The sequence below is a fragment of the Streptomyces typhae genome (assembly GCF_009755605.1).
Lineage (GTDB): Bacteria > Actinomycetota > Actinomycetes > Streptomycetales > Streptomycetaceae > Streptomyces > Streptomyces typhae.
Map to the genome: position 1 here is coordinate 19,476 of NZ_WPNZ01000026.1, position 19,567 is coordinate 39,042.

Here is a 19,567-nt window from a genome sequence, read left to right on the forward strand (position 1 = left end):
GGACGGCGGGTCGCCGGTCGTGCTCCGCTGGGTGACGGCCCTGGGCCTTTCCGCGCTGTGGTGGTGGGCCGTTCTCCGGCTTGCCCTCGCTCCCGGCGCGGGCGTGCTCGAAGGCGCCGTCGCCGCCGGGGGGTGGGGGCTGAGTCTGCTGCCGGTGCACTGTGTGCCCAGGGCTCGGGCCATGCGGCAGGCCCGGCGCGGGCGGGCCGCCCCTACCAGGGCATGGCAACCCCGCCGTTCGGGCGGAGGATCTGACCCGTCGTGAACGCCGACGCGTCCGACGCCAGGTGCAGAACCGCATGTGCGACGTCGTCGGGTTCGCCCACCCTGCCCAGCGGTGATCTGCGCGCCAGTGTCGCCTCGACCGCCTCTCGCGCCGCCCGATCGTGGCGGTGCGTCATCGGCGTACGAATCCACCCCGGAGCCACCGCGTTGACCCGGATGCCGTACGGGCCGGCCTCCGTCGCCAGCGTCTTCGTCAGCTGTACGACGGCCGCCTTCGCCGAGGCGTAGCAGAGCAGGCCCGGCCGGCTGGCGTCCACCGCGCCCGACGCCATCGTGACGATGCTGCCGCCCGCACCGGTGGCGATCATCGTGCGGGCCGCCGCCTGGCAGGCGTACAGCACTCCCTTGAATTTCACGGCCAGGACCCGGTCCAGGTCCTCGTCCGAGGTCTCCAGGACCGTGCTGCTGTGCATGATCCCGGCGATCGCCGCCATCACGTCCAAGCGGCCCGCGCTCTCCGCGGCCTCGGCCACCGCCCGGTCCACCTGTCTCCTGTCGGTGACGTCCACGGTGTACGTCACCGCCTTGCCGCCGTCCGCCGCTACCCGGGTGGCCGTTCCCGTCAGCCCCTGCGCGTCGCGATCGGCGCAGTGCACTTCCGCGCCCGCCTCCGCGAGGAGTACCGCGGTGGCGCGCCCTATGCCGCCGGCGGCGCCCGTGACGAATGCGGTGCGGCCGGTGAGGTCGTACGCCCTTGTCGGCATGGGGTGAACGTAGAGGTGGACCTGACGGGGCGTCAACTAAGGGGTCGGGCCCTGCTGGCATGTCGGGCACCAGTACGTGGGGCGGCGGCGGGTCGGGTCGCCCTGCTCCGCCTTGCGCACCCGGGTGCCGCAGCGCAGGCAGGGGCGGGGTGCGCGGCCGTACACGTACAGGCGGCGGCCCGGGGCGTCCACGCCTGTCGTCATGCGCGCCGGGCGGTTGCGGTTCGCTTCCAGGAGCTTCTTCGCCAGGGCGGGGATGCGGGTCGCCGTCTCCTCGGGGAGCTCGCCCACCGGCAACCAGGGGGTGACGCCGAGAAGGAAGCAGGCCTCGCTCTTGTAGACGTTGCCGACGCCCGCGAGGTTGCGCTGGTCGAGGAGTGCCTCGCCCAGGGAGCGCTCGGGGGTGGCGCGGAGGTTGCGCAGGGCCTGTTCCGGGTCCCAGTCCGGGCCGAGGAGGTCGGGGCCCAGGTGGCCCACCGCCCGGTGTTCGTCGGTCGTGCGGAGCAGTTCCAGGACGGGCAGGCGGTAGCCGACGGCTGTGCGTTCGGCGGTGGCGAGGATGGCTCGGATCTGGTGGGCGGGGCCTCCTCGCCAGCGTTCTGCCGGGGTGTACAGGCGCCAGGAGCCTTCCATGCCCAGGTGCGAGTGGAGGGTGAGGCCTCCTTCGACGCGGGTGAGGAGGTGTTTGCCGCGGGGGGTCACGTCCAGGACGGTGCGATTGGTGAGGTCGGAGAGGGCGAGTTTGGGGACGCGCAGGTCGGAGCGGGTGAGGGTGTGGCCTGCCAGGGCGACGTGGAGGCGGCGGGCCGCTTGGTGGACGGTGTCTCCTTCGGGCATGGGGGTAGCGTTGCATCTTTCTGCTTCGTGCCGGTGGGGGTGGCGCAGCGTGGGTGCCGTGGGGAGCGTCAGGGGCGCAGGCGGAGGCCCCGGGGGGTGGCGTGGAAGCCGGAGTGTTCCAGGAGAGGGGCGTAGGGGGAGGTCAGGGCGGGGGAGGCGTTGATGCGTTCCACCGTGACGGTTCCCAGGGCGCCCGCCTTGGCGGAGCCGGCCAGCGCTCCGGCGGCGGCGAGCAGCCGTGGGTCGTCCGCCGGGGGCGCGTCGCCCGGAGAGGTCGGCCAGGCCAGGAGCGACTTGCCGCCCCGCTCCATGTAGAGCACGAGCTCGCCGTCGACCAGAACGACCAGGGAGCCCGCCTTGCGGCCCGGCTTGTGGCCGGCGTCGTCGGGCGAATCGGGCCATGGCAGAGCGGCGCCGTACGCATTGGCGGGGTCCGCGGCGGCCAGCACGACGACCTGGGCGTCGGACCGCAGGGAGCCGTCGCCCCGCTCCCGGGCGTTGGCTCCCGCCCGAAGCCGGTCCACCGCACCGTCCATCGCGAACTGCGCGGCCCCGAGCCCCTCCACCACATACCCCCGCCGCGCCTGGCCGTTGTCCTCGAAGGCCGACAGGACGCGGTACACCGCGGAGAAACCGCCCTCCACGCCCTCGGCGCCGACCGCCCCGCGGGTCACCACACCGTGCCGGTCGAGCAGCGTACGGGCCAGGGCGTGGGCCCGCAGTGTCGTGTCGGGCTCGCGGGCGGGCAGCAGGGACCACCGGCCCGCGACCGTGGGCGGGCCCGTGCGGGAGACGGGGCGGGCCGCGCCCGTCAGCGTGCCGTACCGCCCGCGCGGGACGGTGCGTTTGGCGCGGTGGGCCGTCGAGCCCGCGGTGCGGCCGGAACCCAGAAGGGCGCGCATGGGGGCGAGCGTGTCGTTGGTGAGGCGGCCCGACCAGGCCAGCTCCCAGACGGCGTCGGCCAGTTGCGGGTCGGTGGCCTCGGGGTGCGTGGTGGCGCGCACCTGGTCGGTGATCTGGCGGAAGAACAGGCCGTACCCGCCGGACAGGGTGTCGAGGACGGACTGGTGGAGCGCCGTCGGCTCCAGCGGGTGCGGGGGCGGGAGGAGCAGCGGGGCCGCGTCCGCCAGATACAGGCTGATCCAGCCGTCCTTGCCGGGGAGCGCGCCCGCTCCGGCCCAGATCACTTCTCCCGCTGTCGTCAGTTCGTCGAGCATGGCCGGGGTGTAGCCGCCGACCCGGGCGGGCAGGACGAGCTTTTCCAGGGCGGATGCCGGGACGGACGCTCCTTGGAGCTGTTCGATGGCGCGTACGAGGCCGTCGATGCCGCGCAGTCCGTGTCCGCTCAGATGCTGCCACTGCGGCAGGAAGTGGGCGAGGGCGGTCGGCGGCACCGGCTCCAGTTCATGGCGCAGGGCTGCCAGGGAGCGGCGGCGCAGTCGGCGCAGGACGGTGGCGTCGCACCACTCCTGGCCGATTCCCGCCGGGTGGAACTCGCCCTGTACGACGCGGCCGTTCGCCGCGAGGCGGTGCAGCGCCCCGTCCGTGACGGCCGCCCCGAGGCCGAAGCGGGCGGCGGCCGCGGCGGAGGTGAACGGGCCGTGGGTGCGGGCGAAGCGCGCAAGGAGGTCGCCCAGGGGGTCCTTCACCGGCTCGGTGAAGGCCTCCGGCACTCCTACCGGCAGTGCTGTGCCCAGCGCGTCCCGCAGTCGGCCCGCGTCCTCGATCGCCGCCCAGTGGTCAGCGCCCGCGATGCGGACGCGGATGGCGCGGCGGGCTCCGGCAAGCTCCGTGGCCCACTCGGGCTCCGCGCCGCGCTCGGCGAGCTCCGCGTCCGTGAGCGGCCCGAGGAGGCGCAGCAGGTCCGCCACGCCTTCGGCGTCCTTGACGCGGCGGTCCTCCGTGAGCCACTGGAGTTCCTGCTCCAGCGTGCCGAGGACGTCCGCGTCGAGGAGTTCGCGCAGTTCGGCCTGGCCGAGGAGTTCGGCGAGGAGACGGGCGTCGAGGGACAGCGCGGCGGCGCGGCGCTCGGCCAGGGGGGAGTCGCCCTCGTACAGGAACTGGGCCACGTACCCGAACAGGAGGGAGCGGGCGAAGGGGGAGGGCTCCGGCGTGGTGACCTCGACGAGGCGGACGCTCCGGGACTCGATGTCACCCATCAGCTCGGTCAGGCCCGGTACGTCGAAGACGTCCTGGAGGCACTCCCTGACGGCCTCCAGGACGATCGGGAACGAACCGAACTCGCTGGTGACTTCGAGGAGCTGGGCGGCGCGCTGGCGCTGCTGCCACAGCGGGGTGCGCTTGCCGGGGCTGCGTCGCGGCAGCAGCAGCGCGCGGGCCGCGCACTCGCGGAAGCGGGAGGCGAACAGCGCCGAGCCGCCGACCTGGTCGGTGACGATCTGGCGGACCTCGCCCTTGTCGAAGGCCACGTCGCCCGCGCCCACGGGGGGCTGGTCGGAGTCGAACGCCGATCCCGACGCGTCCAGGGGCGCGCCGCGGTCCGCGGGGTCCTGGTCGAGCAGGTCGAGACCGAGGCCCATCAGGTCGGCGTCAGGCAGACGCAGCACGATGCCGTCGTCCGCGTGCATGACCTGGGCGTCCATGCCGTACCGCTCGGTGAGGCGGGCACCGAGGGCCAGCGCCCAGGGGGCGTGCACCTGGGCGCCGAACGGCGAGTGCACCACCACGCGCCAGTCGCCCAGCTCGTCCCGGAAGCGCTCGACCACGATCGTGCGGTCGTCCGGGATGTGGCCGCACGCCTCGCGCTGCTCGGTGAGGTACGTCAGGACGTTCTCCGCGGCCCAGGTGTCGAGGCCCGCTGCCAGCAGGCGCGACCGCGCGTCGTCCGGGGACAGCGAACCGACCTCGCGCAGGAACGCGCCGAGGGCGCGGCCCAGCTCCAGCGGGCGGCCCAGCTGGTCGCCCTTCCAGAACGGCAGCCTGCCGGGCACGCCGGGCGCGGGGGAGACCAGGACGCGGTCGCGGGTGATGTCCTCGATGCGCCAGGAGCTCGTGCCGAGTGTGAAGACGTCGCCCACGCGGGATTCGTAGACCATCTCCTCGTCGAGCTCGCCGACGCGGCCGCCGCCCTTCTTCGGGTCCGCGCCCGCGAGGAAGACGCCGAACAGGCCGCGGTCGGGGATCGTGCCGCCGGAGGTCACCGCGAGGCGCTGGGCGCCCGGCCTGCCCGTGACCGTGCCCGCCACGCGGTCCCACACCACGCGCGGGCGCAGCTCCGCGAACGCGTCGGACGGATAGCGCCCCGCGAGCATGTCCAGGACGGACGTGAACGCCGACTCCGGGAGCGAGGCGAACGGCGCGGCCCGGCGGACCACGGCCAGCAGGTCGTCGACCTGCCAGGAGTCGAGGGCCACCATCGCGACGAGCTGCTGGGCCAGCACGTCCAGGGGGTTGGCGGGGACGCGCAGCGACTCGATGGCGCCCGTGCGCATCCGTTCGGTGACGACGGCGGCCTGGACCAGGTCCCCTCGGTACTTGGGGAAGACGACTCCGGTGGACACGGCTCCCACCTGGTGCCCCGCGCGGCCCACCCGTTGCAGGCCGGATGCCACGGAGGGGGGTGATTCGACCTGGATCACCAGGTCCACCGCGCCCATGTCGATGCCCAGCTCCAGGCTGGACGTGGCGACCACCGCGGGCAGCCGGCCCGCCTTCAGGTCCTCCTCGACCTGGGCGCGCTGCTCCTTGGAGACCGAGCCGTGATGCGCGCGGGCCAGGACCGGCGGCGCGCCCTTGGCGGCACCCGACTCGGCCATGAGCTCGGCCGGGCTGTGGTCCTCGGGCAGCGCCTCGCCCGTCGCGCGTTCGTAGGCGATCTCGTTCAGGCGGTTGCACAGGCGCTCCGCCAGGCGGCGGGAGTTGGCGAAGACGATGGTCGAGCGATGCGCCTGCACCAGGTCGGTGATGCGCTCCTCGACATGCGGCCAGATCGAGGAGCGCTCGGCGCCCTCGTCCGAGTCCGTCGCCGGGGAGCCGCCCAGCTCGCCCAGGTCCTCGACCGGCACCACCACGGAGAGGTCGAACTCCTTGCCGGACGCGGGCTGGACCACTTCGACGCGGCGCTGCGGCGACAGATACCGCGCGACCTCGTCCACCGGGCGGACCGTCGCCGACAGGCCGATCCGGCGGGCCGGACGCTTCAGGAGGGCGTCGAGGCGCTCCAGGGACAGCGCCAGATGCGCCCCGCGCTTGGTGCCCGCGACCGCGTGCACCTCGTCCAGGATCACCGTCTCGATGCCCGTCAGGGCGTCCCGCGTGGCGGACGTCAGCATCAGGAACAGCGATTCGGGTGTCGTGATCAGGATGTCCGGCGGGCGGGTGGACAGGGCGCGGCGCTCGGCCGCCGGAGTGTCGCCGGAGCGGATGCCGACGCGGACCTCGGGCTCGGGCAGGCCGAGACGCACGGACTCCTGGCGGATGCCCGTCAGCGGGCTGCGCAGATTGCGTTCCACGTCGACGGCGAGGGCTTTCAGCGGCGACACGTACAGCACCCGGCAGCGCTGCTTGGGGTCGGCCGGCGGCGGGGTCGAGGCCAGCTGGTCGAGCGCGGCGAGGAACGCGGCGAGGGTCTTGCCGGAGCCGGTCGGCGCCACCACCAGCACGTCCGAGCCCTCGGCGATGGCCCGCCAGGCGCCTGCCTGGGCGGACGTCGGCGCGGAGAAGGCTCCCGTGAACCAGCCGCGGGTCGCGGGGGAGAAGCCGTCGAGGGCGTCGTCGGGACTGCGTGCGGACCTGACCATGGACCCATCGTGCACCCCGCCACTGACAATGCCTCCGACCTGCGGAAAACGGGTTGCGTCCGTGGCGCAGAATGGGGGCATGGCTGGTTCGACGCGGGGCGTGGCCGGTTCGGCCCGTCGCGGGGCCGGTCCGTCGGGAGGCGAGCGGGCGCGGCACTGGACCTACGCGGAGCTGCCCGGCGTCGACCTGCTGCGCGCCCACTACGTCCGCAAGACGTTCAGCCGCCACACCCACGAGCACTTCGTCCTCGCCGCGATCCGCGAGGGCGTCGACGTGTTCCACCACACGGGTGCCGACCGGCACGCAGGACCGGGGGCCGTCGCCCTCGTCAACCCCGACACTCCGCACACCGGCCGCGCCGGAGCACCCGAGGGCTGGCGGTACGGTGCGGTCTACCCCGCACCCGAGGTGGTCGCCGCCATCGCCGCGGAGACCACCGCCCTCAAGGGGACGCCCGGTTTCGTGCTGCCGGTGGTCGACGATCCCTACGCGGTGGCCCTGGTCCACCGTGTGCTGCGCGCCGCGGAGGAGGGCAACGCGCTGGCGGCCGACACGTTCCTGCGGGTCGCCGTCACCCGGCTGCTGCGGCGCAACGGCGGCAGCCTGCCGCAGCGCGCCGTGCGCTCGGCGGGCGCACGCGTGGCGGCACGCGCGCGTGCCGTCCTGGAGGAGCAGCTCGCCGACCCGCCGAGCCTGGAGCGGCTCGCCGCCGGTCTCGGCGTGAGCTCCTTCGCGCTGCTGCGTGCCTTCCGCGACGCGTACGGCATGCCGCCGCACGCCTGGCTGACGGACGCGCGCGTGCGCCGTGCCCGCCACCTCCTGGACGCGGGTACGTCCCCGGCCGCCGCGGCCGTCGCCGTCGGCTTCACCGACCAACCGCATCTGAACCGTCACTTCGCCCGCATCGTGGGGGTGCCTCCGGGCGCCTACCAGCGGGAGCGCAAGAACGTACAAGACCGCCCGCGGGTGCCTCTCGTAGCGTCCGCGGGGTGGCAGAGCGAATAGCGTCCGCAGACATTTCCGGGGGCCGCCCCCAGGACCCGCAGGACGCCCGGAGGCATGCACGGGCCACGGGCGTGCGTTCGCCCGTCGTCCGGGACGCGCTCGGCGTCGGGGTCGCCGTCGGCCTCTCCGGGTTCGCCTTCGGAGTCACGTCGGCCGGCAGCGGCCTCACCGTGCTTCAGTCCTGTGCCCTGAGCCTTCTTGCGTTCACCGGTGCCTCCCAGTTCGCCCTGGTGAGCGCGCTCGCGGGCGGCGGGAGCCCGGTCGCGGCGGCCGTGGGTGCCGTCTTCCTCAGCATGCGCAACGCGTTCTACGGGCTGCGGCTCTCCCAGTTGCTGGCCCTCCCGCGCGCGGTGCGCCCCCTCGCCGCCCACTTCGTGATCGACGAGACGGCCGCGGTGGCCCTGGCGCAGACGGGACGGCGCGCCGCCCGCCTCGGGTTCGCCGTCACGGGGGTCAGCCTGTACGTCCTGTGGGGCCTCACCACGTTCCTGGGCGCCCTGGGTGCCGAGGCGATCGGCGACACCGACACCTGGGGGCTCGACGCCGCGGGCCCCGCCGTGTTCCTCGCCCTGCTCGCGCCGATGGTGCGGACCGCGCGGCACCGGGCCGTCGCGGCCGTGGCCGTTCTTCTCGGCCTCGGCCTGCTGCCGTTCCTTCCGGCGGGAGTACCGGTCCTTGCCGCGGCCCTGGCCGTCCCGACCGTCCTCTACGTAGAGGGGCGCGTGGCGGGGCGGTGCGCAGCGGGGCGTGCGGCACGGCGGGACCGAGGGGGGCGTGGGCTGGGGAACCGTGAACAGGGAGGGCGTGCGCAGCCGAACCGTGAAGAAGGAGAGGGCCGTTGAGCATCTGGATCGCGATCGCCGTGACGGTCGTCGGTTGCTACGTCGTCAAGCTCGCGGGGCTCCTCGTGTCCGCGGGCACGCTGGAGCGGCCGCTCGTGCAGCGCCTGGCCGCCCTCCTCCCCGTGGCGCTGCTCGCCGCGCTCACGGCCCAGCAGGCCTTCGCCGACGGCCGGGAGCTCGTGCTCGACGCCAGGGCGGCGGGCCTGGCCGCGGCCCTCGTGGCCCTCCTGCTGCGCGCGCCCTTCCTGGTGGTGATCGGGGCGGCCGTCGTCGTCACGGCGGGCGTGCGGGCGCTCACGGGGTGAGCGGCACCGCCCTCAGGCGATGGCCCTTCCGAACGCCCGCAGCGTACGCAGCGCCTCGATCGTGACGATCGGACGTGACTCCAGGGCGGTGCCCGGAGCCCAGCGCCGCCACCGGACCGGCCAGCCGCCGTCCCCCTCCTGCTCGGCCACCAGGAAGTCCAGGGAACGTGCCATCTCCTCGTCCGTGAACCACGCGCGCGCGAGCGATTCGGGCGCCTTCGCGTAGTCGTGTGCGAAGTGGTGCTCCCCGGGCCCGTACCCCGCAGAGACCGGGGCGGTGCCGGCGCGCTCCGGGTCGAGGACCACCAGCCGCTGCTCGCGCACGAGGCGGCCGAGCCGGTCCGCGGCCGCCTCCGCGCGCGGGCGGTCGGGTGCCCCGTCGAGGAAGGCGACGGCCGCCTGGACCTCGTACGGATGCGACTTCTCCAGGGACTCCACGGTCAGCCAGCAGAAGTCGGTGGCCCGGAAGAGCCAGGCGTGCCACACCTCGTTGCGGTGCAGCAGACCCACTACCGGACCGGTCGCGAGGAGCTCGCTCGGCGGGTGGTCCACCACCGGCACGAACGGCGCGCAGGGGTAGCCGCGCTGGCTGGGATGGATCGCGGGCAGGGCGCCGTCGGACGTCGAGACGGAGGTCAGATAGCGGCAGACACGCTCCACGCGCATGCCCCCGCAGCGCCCGATGGAGTCCAGGACGCGCAGCGCGTGCCCGGTGTGCAGCGGCTGGCTCACCGGGCCGCGCAGGTCCGGCTCCAGGGCGTGGCCGTAACCGCCGTCCTCGTTGCCGTACGCGGACAGCGCGGTCTCCACCGCGTCGGCCCCGCCGTCGAGGAAGTGGAACGCGAACCGTCGCTGTTCGAGGACGCGGGCGGTGAGCCAGACGAACTGCTCGGCGCGCTGCAACGGGGAGAGCGGAGGGGAAGCGGCGTGCGGGGACGCTCCAGTTTCGGCCATGCTCCGAAGGTAGGGCGGAACGCGGCCCCGGGGAGCCCTCCGGGCGGGGCTGCACTCTCAGGGGCGCGATACTGGACGCATGCGGTTGACGGTCTTCTGGCAGCGGATGGCGGAGCACTTCGGTGCGGGGTACGCCGACACCTTCGCGCGCGATCACGTGATGACGGAACTCGGCGGGCGCACGGTGCACCAGGCACTGGACGCGGGCTGGGAGGCCAAGGACGTGTGGCGCGCGGTCTGCTCCGCCATGGACGTACCGGCCGAAAACCGCTGACAGCCGTCCGTAGCTCGGGAGGCGGCCGGGTGGCCCTCCAGCGGGCGGTCCGTGCGCCGTGCGCCCCCGCGAGCGCGCGCAGGGCCCCGGAAACAGGGGTCGGCGGCCGAATGTCGGCGCTGTGGGCGAGACTGTCACGGTGGCACCCACAGACGAGACAGCGCACATCACCTCCGAGGCACCGCCGCCCGGCACCACGCCGCCCGCAGGGCCCCCCGCGGGCACCGACCGGGGCAGGGGCGCCGGAATGCCCCGCTGGCTGCCGCGCGCCATGGTGCTCGCGCTCGCGCTGATCGCCTGTTTCCAGCTCGGCAGCTGGGCCTTCCACCAGCTCACCGGGCTGTTGATCAACATCCTGATCGCGTTCTTCCTGGCCCTCGCCGTGGAGCCGGCCGTGAGCTGGATGGCGGCGCGCGGTCTGCGCCGCGGCCTCGCCACCGGCATCGTCTTCCTCGGCGTGGTGATCGCGAGCGCCGGGTTCATCACGATGATGGGGTCGATGCTCGCCGGGCAGATCGTCGACATGGTCGAGGACTTCCCCGACTACCTGGACAAGGTCATCCGCTGGATCAACCAGAACTTCGACACGGACCTGTCCCGGGTGGAGGTCCAGGACAGCCTGATCCACTCCGACTGGCTGCGGAAGTACGTGCAGAACAGCGCCAGCGGCGTCCTGGACGTCTCCGCGCAGGTGCTCGGCGGCCTGTTCCAGCTCCTGACGATCCTGCTGTTCTCGTTCTACTTCGCGGCCGACGGCCCGCGGCTGCGGCGCGCGCTGTGCTCGGTGCTGCCGCCCGCCAAGCAGGCCGAGGTCCTGCGCGCCTGGGAGATCGCGGTCAACAAGACCGGCGGTTATCTCTACTCCCGCGGCCTGATGGCGCTGATCTCCGGGATCGCGCACTACATCCTGCTCGAGGTCCTGGGCGTGCCGTACGCGCCCGTGCTCGCGGTCTGGGTCGGCCTGGTCTCCCAGTTCATCCCCACGATCGGCACCTACCTGGCGGGCGCCCTGCCGATGCTGATCGCCTTCACCGTGGACCCCTGGTACGCCCTGTGGGTGCTGGTGTTCGTCGTGATCTACCAGCAGTTCGAGAACTACGTCCTACAGCCCAAGCTCACCGCCAAGAGCGTCGACATCCATCCGGCGGTCGCCTTCGGGTCGGTCATCGCGGGCACGGCCCTCCTGGGCGCGGTCGGCGCCCTGGTCGCCATCCCGGCGGTGGCGACGCTCCAGGCCTTCCTGGGGGCGTACGTGAAGCGGTACGACGTGACGGACGACCCGCGCGTCCACGGACACCACCGGCGTGGCGGAGCACCCCTCCTCGCGCGCGTGCGGCGCGTGCTGAGGGCGCCGGAGAGACCGGGGCCGGACGCGCCGCCGTCGTCCGCGGGCGACGACGGGACGCCGCCCGGCGGTCCGCGGTAGCGCGGATGCCGTATCGGGCTCGGTGGACGTCGCACTGGGCTCGGCGGACACCGCATCGGACCCGGCAGACGCCGTGACGAACTCGGCGGACGCCGTTCCGGACGCGGGGGCGGGTGTGCGAGGCGTCCGGGCGCAGGCGTGGCACCGACCGAGCCCCCGGCTCAGTCCTCGCGCAGTGCCAGGTCCCGCAGCAGCCCGAGCGCGCTCTGCCAGGCCATCTCGCTCAGCCCGGGGTCCTCCAGGTCACCGCTCTCGACGATGCGCACGTCGGTACCGTCCGCGGCGGGCAGCAGCGAGATCTCCACCAGCGCCCCCGGTCCGGGCTCCCAGCGGAACGACCAGAGGCGTCCCTCCTGGACGTCGACGACGCGCGCGGCGGACACCCCGTGCTCGTCCCAGCGCAGCGCCATGGTGCCGCCCGGCCTGAGATCGATCGTGGCCCCTCCGAAGGCGTACCACCGGGCGAAGCCCTCGGGCGTCGTGACCAGTTCCCAGACCCGGCCCGGCGGAGCCGGCACCACCGTTTCGGCGCTCACGTGCATGGGCGCCACCGTAGCGGCCCGCGCAGCGGATCTTCGTCGCCCGCACGGCGGTTCTTCGTCGCCCCGCCCGCCGCGCGCGTGAACTGGGGCACGCGTGCGTGCTGTTGACACGTAGGTTGTGCGGTGGAACTGCCACACCTCGAAGGACGGACGGGAGCCATGAGCGACCACAAGACGCCCGGACCGGCGGCGCGCCAGAAGATCGACACGTCGGTCCCGCACTCGGCCCGCATCTGGAACTACTGGCTGGGCGGCAAGGACAACTACCCCGTCGACGAGGCAGCTGGTGACGCCTACAGCGCCGTCTTCCCCGGCATCGTCACCGTCGCCCGCAGCAGCCGCGCCTTTCTGCGCCGCAACATCGCCCACCTGGTCACCGAGGCGGGCATCCGGCAGTTCCTGGACATCGGGACCGGCCTGCCGACCGTGGACAACACCCACGAGGTCGCCCAGCGGCTCGCCCCCGAGAGCAGGATCGTCTACGTCGACCACGACCCGATGGTCCTCGCGCACGCCCGCGCCCTGCTCACCTCCACGAGCGAGGGCGCGACCGCCTACGTCGACGCCAACCTGTCCGACCCCGGCCGCATCCTGGCGGCGGCGGCCGAGACGCTGGACCTCACCCGCCCCACCGCTCTCATCCTCAGCAACATCCTGGGGCACATCGCCGACTACGAGCAGGCGCGCGCCATCGTCTCCCGCCTCCTGGACGGGCTGCCGCCCGGCAGCTACCTCTCCATCAACGATGGTTCGCGCGGGACCGACGCCGACTACGAACAGGCCCAGGACGCGTACAACGAGAGCGGCGCCCTGCCGTACTTCCTGCGCCCCGTCGAGCAGATCACGGCGTTCTTCGACGGCCTGGAACTGCTCGAACCCGGAGTCGTCTCGGTGCCGTTCTGGCGTCCGGACGCGGCCTCCCCGGCCCCGGTGGCCATCGGCGAGCACGGTGGCCTGGCCCGCAAGCCGACTGGATGATCAGCTCGGGCCGCCCCCGCGTGGTGCGCTTGACAGTTAAATCGAACATCCATTCTGATTGGGGTTCCGGCGGTGCTGTCCCAAGGGTTCGCAGGGGGTGTCCCCGGGGCGCGCCGGTGGATTGCGGCGGGACGGATCGGCCCGGGTTGTCCACAGGCCGAGAGGGCGTCGGGGCGCATTGTCAGTGGCAGGCGTTAGCGTCTTTGACGTGAAGCGATCGACTCAAGCAAACCGGGTGGAACCCATGGCAGGAACCGACCGCGAGAAGGCGCTCGACGCCGCGCTCGCACAGATTGAACGGCAATTCGGCAAGGGCGCAGTGATGCGCATGGGCGAGCGGCCGAACGAGCCCATCGAGGTCATCCCCACCGGGTCGACCGCGCTCGATGTCGCGCTCGGCGTCGGCGGCATCCCCCGCGGCCGCGTGGTGGAGGTGTACGGCCCGGAGTCCTCCGGCAAGACGACCCTCACCCTGCACGCCGTGGCCAACGCCCAGCGGGCGGGTGGCGCGGTGGCCTTCGTGGACGCGGAGCACGCACTCGACCCCGAGTACGCGAAGAAGCTCGGCGTCGACATCGACAACCTCATCCTGTCCCAGCCGGACAACGGCGAGCAGGCCCTGGAGATCACGGACATGCTGGTCCGCTCCGGCGCGCTCGACCTCATCGTCATCGACTCCGTCGCCGCCCTGGTGCCGCGCGCGGAGATCGAGGGCGAGATGGGTGACTCGCACGTGGGTCTCCAGGCCCGTCTGATGAGCCAGGCCCTGCGGAAGATCACCAGTGCGCTCAACCAGTCGAAGACCACCGCGATCTTCATCAACCAGCTGCGCGAGAAGATCGGCGTGATGTTCGGCTCCCCGGAGACCACGACCGGTGGCCGGGCGCTGAAGTTCTACGCCTCGGTGCGCATGGACATCCGCCGCATCGAGACCCTGAAGGACGGCACGGACGCGGTCGGCAACCGCACCCGCGTCAAGGTCGTCAAGAACAAGGTCGCGCCGCCCTTCAAGCAGGCCGAGTTCGACATCCTCTACGGCCAGGGCATCAGCCGCGAGGGCGGCCTGATCGACATGGGCGTGGAGCACGGCTTCGTCCGCAAGGCCGGCGCCTGGTACACGTACGAGGGCGACCAGCTCGGCCAGGGCAAGGAGAACGCCCGCAACTTCCTCAAGGACAACCCCGACCTCGCCAACGAGATCGAGAAGAAGATCAAGGACAAGCTGGGCGTCGGCGTGCGCCCGGAGGCCGCGGCCGAGCCCGGCGCCGACGCGGCGGCAGCCGCCGCTCCCGCCGCGGAGGAAGCGGCCAAGGCGGTGCCCGCCCCCGCGGTCAAGGCCACCAAGTCCAAGGCCGCGGCGGCCAAGAGCTAGGCCGTGACACGACGAACCGACTGGGCGGACCACGCCGCCCCCGCGGGGCGTGACCGCTTCACCGCCGTCGGGCCGGACGAGTACGCGCTGGAGGATGCCGACCCCGGGGCTCCGGACGACGGCGAGGGCGGCGGTCGGCAGGGCTCTGGTCGGCGGAGTGGCGGCCGTCAGGGCGGAAGACAGGGTGACAGGGGCTCCCGCAGCGGTGGACGACGGCGCCGCGGCGGCTTCGGTGACCCACAGGACAGCGGTTCCCCGTCCTCGTCGAGGGCCGAGGACGGGGAGCCGCCCACAGGGGACCCGGCTGAGCGGGCGAGGGCGATCTGCCTGCGCCTGCTCACCGGGACCCCGCGCACGCGCAAGCAGCTGGCCGACGCCTTGCGCAAGCGGGAGGTCCCCGACGACGTGGCGGAGGAAGTCCTCTCCCGCTTCGAAGAGGTCGGCCTGATCGACGACGAGGCCTTCGCGGGCGCCTGGGTCGAGTCCCGGCACCACGGCCGCGGGCTGGCCCGACGGGCACTCGCGCGGGAGCTGCGGACCAAGGGCGTGGACTCGTCGGTGATCGAGGAAGCCGTCGGACAGCTGGACTCGGACCAGGAAGAGGCCACCGCCCGCGAGCTCGTAGCCCGCAAGCTCCGCTCCACGCGCGGCCTCGACCGCGACAAGAGGCTCCGCCGCCTCGCGGGCATGCTCGCCCGCAAGGGCTACCCGGAAGGCATGGCCCTCCGGGTGGTGCGGCAGGCGCTTGAGGAAGAGGGGGAGGACACGGAAGAGCTGGGGTACGAGGGGTTCTGAGCAGTCACGGGCCTGCCCGGCCCGGGTAGGGTCACATATTTCGCGAGGCGCGGTGCGGCTCCGAAGGAGGACGGCGCGGCTCCGCAGCCGTGACGTGGCTCCGCATCCGCGACGTGCCCCCGGAGGCGGGGCGTATCCGTGAGGGCCGTATCCGTGAGGGCGGGTGACGTGGCTCCGGAGGAGGGCCCGGCGCGCTCACGCGCCACGGCAGTCGTAGCGTTGCTGTCATGTGCTGGAGCGCAACGGCCGACCTCGTCGCAGGAACGGGCATCGCGGCCGTGGGGGTCCTCTCGGTGACCCTGGCGGCGCGCCGGCCCCGTGACCTGCCGCTGGCCGCACTGCCGCTCCTCCTGGGAGCCCACCAAATCATTGAGGCCGCGGTCTGGCACAACCACGGCGGCAGCGGACCGGCCACCATCGCCTGGGCCGTCATCGCGCTGCCGCTCCTCGCTCTGTGGGTACCGGCGGCCGTGCTGTGCGCCGCACCGCCGGGCGCCCGCCGCCGTCTGCTCGTCCCCCTGGCCGCGGGGGCCGTGACCGCGGCGGTGCTGGCCCACACCCTCGCGACCCGCACCGTGACGGCCGAGATCCGCGGTCACACCGTCGGGTACTCCCTGGGGCTGCCGCAGGCGGGGCTGATCGTCGTCGGCTATCTCCTCGCCACCATCGGCTCGCTGCTCCTGTCCGGTGACCGGGGCCTGGTCCTGTTCGGGGTCCTGGTCGCCGTCGGGGCAGTGGTGTCCGCGGTGCTGTGGCGGCAGGAGTACATCTCGACGTGGTGCGCGTTCGCCGCGGTGAGTTCGGTGGTCCTGACGGTGTGGGTCGCAAGGCGCAGGGCGCACGCTCCACGACCCCCGGGCCGAGGCTAGGCGCGTCCACGCGCGCGTACTCCCCGGCCCGGGGGCCGACCACACCTCAAGGGGCTGGTCCAGGAAGAGCCAGAACAGGCCGGTCAGAGCTGGCCGGCCAGGACAGGCAGACCAGAACAGGCCGACCAGAACAGGCAGACCAGAGCTGGCCGTCCAGGACAGGCCGGGCAGAACAGGCAGACCAGAGCTGGCCGACCAGGACAGGCCGGGCAGGACAGGAAGAGCTAGGAGAGGCCGCTCTGCTCGACCGGCAGACCCGCGGCTTTCCACGCCTGGAATCCCCCGATGAGGTCCGTGGCGTGCCGCAGCCCCAACTGCCGCAGGGAGGCGGCCGCGAGGCTCGACGCGTAGCCCTCGTTGCAGAACACCACGACGCGCACGTCGTGACTCACGGCCTCGGGGAGGCGGTGGCTGCCCTGCGGGTCGAGACGCCACTCCAGTTCGTTGCGTTCGACGACGAGAGCGCCCGGTACCAGGCCGTCGCGCTCGCGGAGCGCCGCGTACCGGGTGTCGACGAGCAGTCCGCCGGAGCTCCAGATGGCGTGCGCCTGCTCCGCGGTCACCCTGTCGAGGCCGAGTCGCACACGGTCGAGCAACTCGTCGATGCCCAACGGGGTCTTGGCCACGCCCGGATCCTCGTTCAGCGCGTTCAGTTCCCGTCCGGCGCTCACTGCCAGTCCTCCGGACGCTCGACGTGCTCCAGGCGCAGCACCGCGCCGGTGCGGCTGTAGCGGCGGATCTGTGGCAGCGGCGGATAGTAGGCGTGTACGGAGACGGCGTGCTCGGTCGGAGACTCGTTGAGCACTTCGTGCACGTGGTTGCGGCCGAAGGCGCGGCCCTGGCCGGTGGCGAGGTTCCGCTTGCGGTCGACGCCTTCGGTGAGTTCCAGGGTCTTCCAGCCGTCGGTGGGGAGTCGAGCGGCGAGCGAGTGCTCCTTGAGGGTGCCCGCGGCGGTGGTGAAGGCGCCGACGGACTCGGCGTGGTCGTGCCAGCCGGTGCCGGTGCCCGGCGGCCAGCCGATCAGCCAGGCCTCACTGCCGCGGGGGCCCTCCAGGCGTACCCAGGTACGGCCTTCGGGGTCCAGGGGCAGTGAGGCGACCAGGTCGGTGTCGGCCGCGGTGCGGCGCACGAAGTCGAGAAGTTCGGCAGAGGTGGGCGTGCCCGCGGGGCGGGCGGGCGTCGGTACGGAGGCAGAAGCCGGTACGGAGGCAGACATGAGAACCGTCCAGTGAGTTCGCGGAAGAGCGCGCCGGTTCACGGCGCGCGCAGAAAGACGAAGGTGGCGAATTCAGCAGGACGGCCGACACACGCAGCCTGCGTAGCGCACGAGGTCCATGTGGACCCGCCGCCACAGGCGAACAGCGGTGTCGGTCATGGTCCGGAGTAGACCATGCAGCAGCAGAGCGGTCAACTCATGCTCATCATCTGGTCCGTCGGTCGCTCCCGGGGGTCGCATCAGGACCTTGAGGACCAGCTTTTCCGCTGGTGGGAGCGGCCGGAGCGGTACGCGACGGCACGTCTGGCGCAGGCCCGGACCGGCGTTCGGAGCCCGGCCCCGAGGGCACGCCGGTGGAGCCCGGCCCGGAAGGCACGCCGGTGGACCCCGGCCCCGAAGGCACGCCGGTGGACCCCGGTCCCGATGGTGCACCTCCGGATGTCGGGCCCGCCGTCGCCCCGGCGGAAACCGGTCCCGAGGGCGCCCCGGGGGCAGCCGCTTCTGAGGGCGCCCCGGCGGAAGCTGATCCCGAAGGCGTCCCGACCGGTTCACCGGCGGCGCCCCTGCCGTCGCCGCCGCCCGAAGGACCGTCGCCGGGCTTGCCGCCGTCGCCCTCGCTGCCGCCCGCCTCGGCGCCGTCGCCCTCCGCCCCCTCGGCGGCGCGTGGCCGTGGCCCGCCCGCCCGTCCCGCGCTCCTGCCCAGCACCGCCTCCGCCGCCGCGTACAGCTCGGCGGGACGTACGCCGTTGAGGGCGGTGACCAGATGGCCGTCGGGGCGTACGAGGAGGACGGTGTGCGCGGCGGCGCCCGGGTAGGCCTCCGCGACGAGGAGCTCGGCGGGGCAGGGGAGCGCGGTGACCGCGGCGGCGAGCCGCGGCATGATCCCGGCCGTCACCCAGTGCCGCCGTTCCCACACGATGGTGCCGGGGGCGACGAGCACGACGAGCAGTTTGCCGCGGCCGAGCCGGCCCCGCAGCGGCACGAAGGAGCCGTCGGGCGCCGTCACGCCAACGTCGGCGACGGGGGTGCCCGGAGGCGTGTCCACCGGCACCACGGAGTCAGAGGGCTCCGCCGCCAGCGGCGAGTCGGCGTACGACCCGGGCGTGCCCAACGCTCCGCTGCCCACATGGCCGTCCATCAGCAGCGCGTCCTGGCTGCGCGCGGAGCCGGGCACGTACGCGCGCAGGCCCTTGCCACCGCGCAGCAGCGGCAGTGCCTGGTCGGCGGTGCGCAGGCGGGTGGCGACGGCGCCGCGCCGCTCGGTCTGGTAGCTGTCGAGCAGGGCTTCGTGGGGGCCGTGGTGCCAGGCGAGCGCCAGCTTCCAGGCGAGGTTGTCGGCGTCGCGCAGGCCCTCGTCCAGGCCGTGCGTGCCGAGCGCTCCCAGGAGGTGCGCGGCGTCGCCGGCGAGGAAGGCGCGGCCCACCCGCCACCGGCGGGCCAGGCGGTGGTGGACGGTGTGCACACCGGTGTCGAGCAGCTCGTACGACGGGGTGGCGCCGCCGCACCACCCGGCGAGGGTCTCCCGGATGCGGGCCACGAGGGCTTCGGGCGTCACCAGCTCGCCGCGCGGGGGCAGCAGCCAGTCGATCCGCCACACCCCCTGGTCGAGCGGACGGGCCGTCACCTCGGGGCCCCCGCCCCGCCAAGGAGGGCTACGGTGCAACAACGCCTCACCGGGCCACGGAAGTTCCGTACGCAGCGCGGCGACCGCGTGCCGCTCCACCGCGGTGCGTCCGGGGAAGCGGACGTCGAGCAGCTTGCGCACGGTCGAGCGCGGGCCGTCGCAGCCCACCAGGTGGCTGCCGCGCCACCAGGTGTCCTTGGGGCCGCGGGTGTGCGCGGTGATCCCGGACGCGTGCTGCTCCAGGGTGTCGAGCTTGCTCTCGACTGCGATCTTGACGAGGCGCTGGTCGGCGACGGCGTCGCGCAGGGCGCCGGTCAGCACGTGCTGCGGCAGGTGCAGGGGAGCGGGCAGCTCATCACTGAAAGTGAGCTGCCGCATCACCTGCTTCCTGCGCATCGCACGCCAGCCGCTCCAGCGCGTGCCGCTGTCCCAGCCACCGCGCGTGCCGCCGTCCCCGCGGCCGAAGGAGCGCCCGGCGAGCCGTTCCACGAGCGCTGCGGTGTCGTCCCGGAGGACGGCCGTCCGCGCGGGCCGGTGCTCGTCCTTGCCGGGGCCTTCGTCGAGGACGACGGTGGGGACGGAGTGACGTGCGAGAGCCAGGGCGAGGGTGAGACCGACGGGGCCCGCGCCGACGACGATCACCGGGTCCACGGGGCACGGCCTCCTGTCGTCACGGTCCGCGCGGGGTGGACGTACGTACAGGAAATGGCAGTTGAAGCCCGGTGCACGATCACAGAACGTATGCAACAGACTGCGTGCCACCCCGTCAAGCCGGACG

18 protein-coding genes and 1 pseudogene are annotated in these 19,567 nt (G+C 73.4%); 10 read left to right on the plus strand and 9 right to left on the minus strand.

Annotated elements, in window-relative coordinates; genetic code table 11:
* Window positions 1-19: 19 nt before the first annotated feature.
* Window positions 20-265 carry a hypothetical protein gene (locus GPA10_RS43030; RefSeq protein ID WP_343041636.1) on the plus strand — a complete coding sequence of 82 codons (246 nt, stop codon included), beginning with the start codon at window positions 20-22 and terminating at the stop codon, window positions 263-265.
* On the opposite strand, the gene GPA10_RS34225 is transcribed toward GPA10_RS43030, so the two are convergent.
* From GPA10_RS34225 to GPA10_RS34235, 3 genes are all read right to left on the minus strand, one after another.
* Window positions 213-989 (minus strand): SDR family NAD(P)-dependent oxidoreductase, encoded by a 777-nt coding sequence (locus GPA10_RS34225; RefSeq protein ID WP_157168861.1) that lies wholly within the window; start codon window positions 987-989, stop codon window positions 213-215. The genes GPA10_RS43030 and GPA10_RS34225 overlap by 53 nt on opposite strands.
* A 36-nt stretch (window positions 990-1,025) precedes the next feature.
* Window positions 1,026-1,826: an Fpg/Nei family DNA glycosylase gene (locus tag GPA10_RS34230; protein WP_157168862.1), complete on the minus strand. Its 801-nt coding sequence runs from the start codon at window positions 1,824-1,826 to the stop codon at window positions 1,026-1,028.
* A gap of 68 nt (window positions 1,827-1,894) precedes the next feature.
* Window positions 1,895-6,586, minus strand: a complete 4,692-nt coding sequence (locus tag GPA10_RS34235; RefSeq protein WP_157168863.1) for an Lhr family ATP-dependent helicase — start codon at window positions 6,584-6,586, stop codon at window positions 1,895-1,897.
* A 79-nt stretch (window positions 6,587-6,665) separates the two neighbouring features.
* Between GPA10_RS34235 and GPA10_RS43035 the strand changes: the two genes are divergently transcribed.
* From GPA10_RS43035 to GPA10_RS34250, 3 genes are read left to right on the plus strand one after another with little or no spacing between them, the layout of a single operon-like run.
* The gene (locus tag GPA10_RS43035; protein WP_157168864.1) at window positions 6,666-7,592 is read left to right on the plus strand and encodes an AraC family transcriptional regulator; all 927 of its coding nucleotides are present in this window, start codon (window positions 6,666-6,668) and stop codon (window positions 7,590-7,592) included.
* Complete coding sequence (locus tag GPA10_RS34245; RefSeq protein ID WP_425505863.1) at window positions 7,577-8,434, plus strand: AzlC family ABC transporter permease; 858 nt, start codon at window positions 7,577-7,579, stop codon at window positions 8,432-8,434. Before GPA10_RS43035 ends, GPA10_RS34245 begins: the two co-directional genes overlap by 16 nt.
* On the plus strand, window positions 8,431-8,739 hold the full coding sequence (locus GPA10_RS34250) for an AzlD domain-containing protein (protein WP_157168865.1): 309 nt from the start codon (window positions 8,431-8,433) through the stop codon (window positions 8,737-8,739). The genes GPA10_RS34245 and GPA10_RS34250 overlap by 4 nt, the downstream gene beginning before the upstream one ends.
* Before the next feature lie 12 nt (window positions 8,740-8,751).
* Here the strand turns inward: GPA10_RS34250 and GPA10_RS34255 are convergent, their stop codons facing one another.
* Entirely contained in the window at window positions 8,752-9,693 is a 942-nt protein-coding gene (locus GPA10_RS34255; RefSeq protein ID WP_157168866.1) for a hypothetical protein, read from the minus strand.
* Between the two features lie 79 nt (window positions 9,694-9,772).
* Here GPA10_RS34255 and GPA10_RS34260 point away from each other — a divergent pair, with 79 nt between their 5' ends.
* Together GPA10_RS34260 and GPA10_RS34265 are read left to right on the plus strand one after the other, a co-directional pair.
* Window positions 9,773-9,967, plus strand: coding sequence for a DUF3046 domain-containing protein (locus tag GPA10_RS34260; protein ID WP_058852650.1), 195 nt, complete (start codon window positions 9,773-9,775; stop codon window positions 9,965-9,967).
* A 139-nt stretch (window positions 9,968-10,106) separates the two neighbouring features.
* A complete protein-coding gene (locus tag GPA10_RS34265) occupies window positions 10,107-11,393 on the plus strand; it encodes an AI-2E family transporter (RefSeq protein WP_343041638.1) in 1,287 nt (428 codons plus the stop codon).
* Window positions 11,394-11,554: 161 nt separating this feature from the next.
* On the opposite strand, the gene GPA10_RS34270 is transcribed toward GPA10_RS34265, so the two are convergent.
* Window positions 11,555-11,935 carry an SRPBCC family protein gene (locus tag GPA10_RS34270; protein WP_058852649.1) on the minus strand — a complete coding sequence of 127 codons (381 nt, stop codon included), beginning with the start codon at window positions 11,933-11,935 and terminating at the stop codon, window positions 11,555-11,557.
* A gap of 159 nt (window positions 11,936-12,094) precedes the next feature.
* Here GPA10_RS34270 and GPA10_RS34275 point away from each other — a divergent pair, with 159 nt between their 5' ends.
* The 4 genes from GPA10_RS34275 (at window position 12,095) to GPA10_RS34290 (ending at window position 15,949) form a co-directional block, all read left to right on the plus strand.
* Entirely contained in the window at window positions 12,095-12,913 is an 819-nt protein-coding gene (locus GPA10_RS34275; RefSeq protein WP_157168867.1) for an SAM-dependent methyltransferase, read from the plus strand.
* A 244-nt stretch (window positions 12,914-13,157) separates the two neighbouring features.
* Window positions 13,158-14,285 (plus strand): recombinase RecA, encoded by a 1,128-nt coding sequence (recA, locus tag GPA10_RS34280; protein ID WP_058852647.1) that lies wholly within the window; start codon window positions 13,158-13,160, stop codon window positions 14,283-14,285.
* A gap of 3 nt (window positions 14,286-14,288) precedes the next feature.
* Window positions 14,289-15,080: a recombination regulator RecX gene (gene recX, locus GPA10_RS34285; protein WP_343041639.1), complete on the plus strand. Its 792-nt coding sequence runs from the start codon at window positions 14,289-14,291 to the stop codon at window positions 15,078-15,080.
* Window positions 15,081-15,307: 227 nt separating this feature from the next.
* The gene (locus GPA10_RS34290; RefSeq protein ID WP_058852646.1) at window positions 15,308-15,949 is read left to right on the plus strand and encodes a DUF6629 family protein; all 642 of its coding nucleotides are present in this window, start codon (window positions 15,308-15,310) and stop codon (window positions 15,947-15,949) included.
* A 224-nt stretch (window positions 15,950-16,173) separates the two neighbouring features.
* On the opposite strand, the gene GPA10_RS34295 is transcribed toward GPA10_RS34290, so the two are convergent.
* From GPA10_RS34295 to GPA10_RS34305, 4 genes and pseudogenes are all read right to left on the minus strand, one after another.
* The gene (locus tag GPA10_RS34295; protein ID WP_058852645.1) at window positions 16,174-16,620 is read right to left on the minus strand and encodes a rhodanese-like domain-containing protein; all 447 of its coding nucleotides are present in this window, start codon (window positions 16,618-16,620) and stop codon (window positions 16,174-16,176) included.
* A complete protein-coding gene (locus tag GPA10_RS34300; protein ID WP_157168868.1) occupies window positions 16,617-17,165 on the minus strand; it encodes a cupin domain-containing protein in 549 nt (182 codons plus the stop codon). The genes GPA10_RS34295 and GPA10_RS34300 overlap by 4 nt, the downstream gene beginning before the upstream one ends.
* A gap of 72 nt (window positions 17,166-17,237) precedes the next feature.
* On the minus strand, window positions 17,238-17,405 hold the full coding sequence (locus GPA10_RS44190; protein ID WP_425505864.1) for a putative leader peptide: 168 nt from the start codon (window positions 17,403-17,405) through the stop codon (window positions 17,238-17,240).
* A 382-nt stretch (window positions 17,406-17,787) separates the two neighbouring features.
* Window positions 17,788-19,440: pseudogene (locus GPA10_RS34305) on the minus strand (FAD-dependent monooxygenase); the annotation flags it as partial.
* Window positions 19,441-19,567 lie beyond the last annotated feature (127 nt).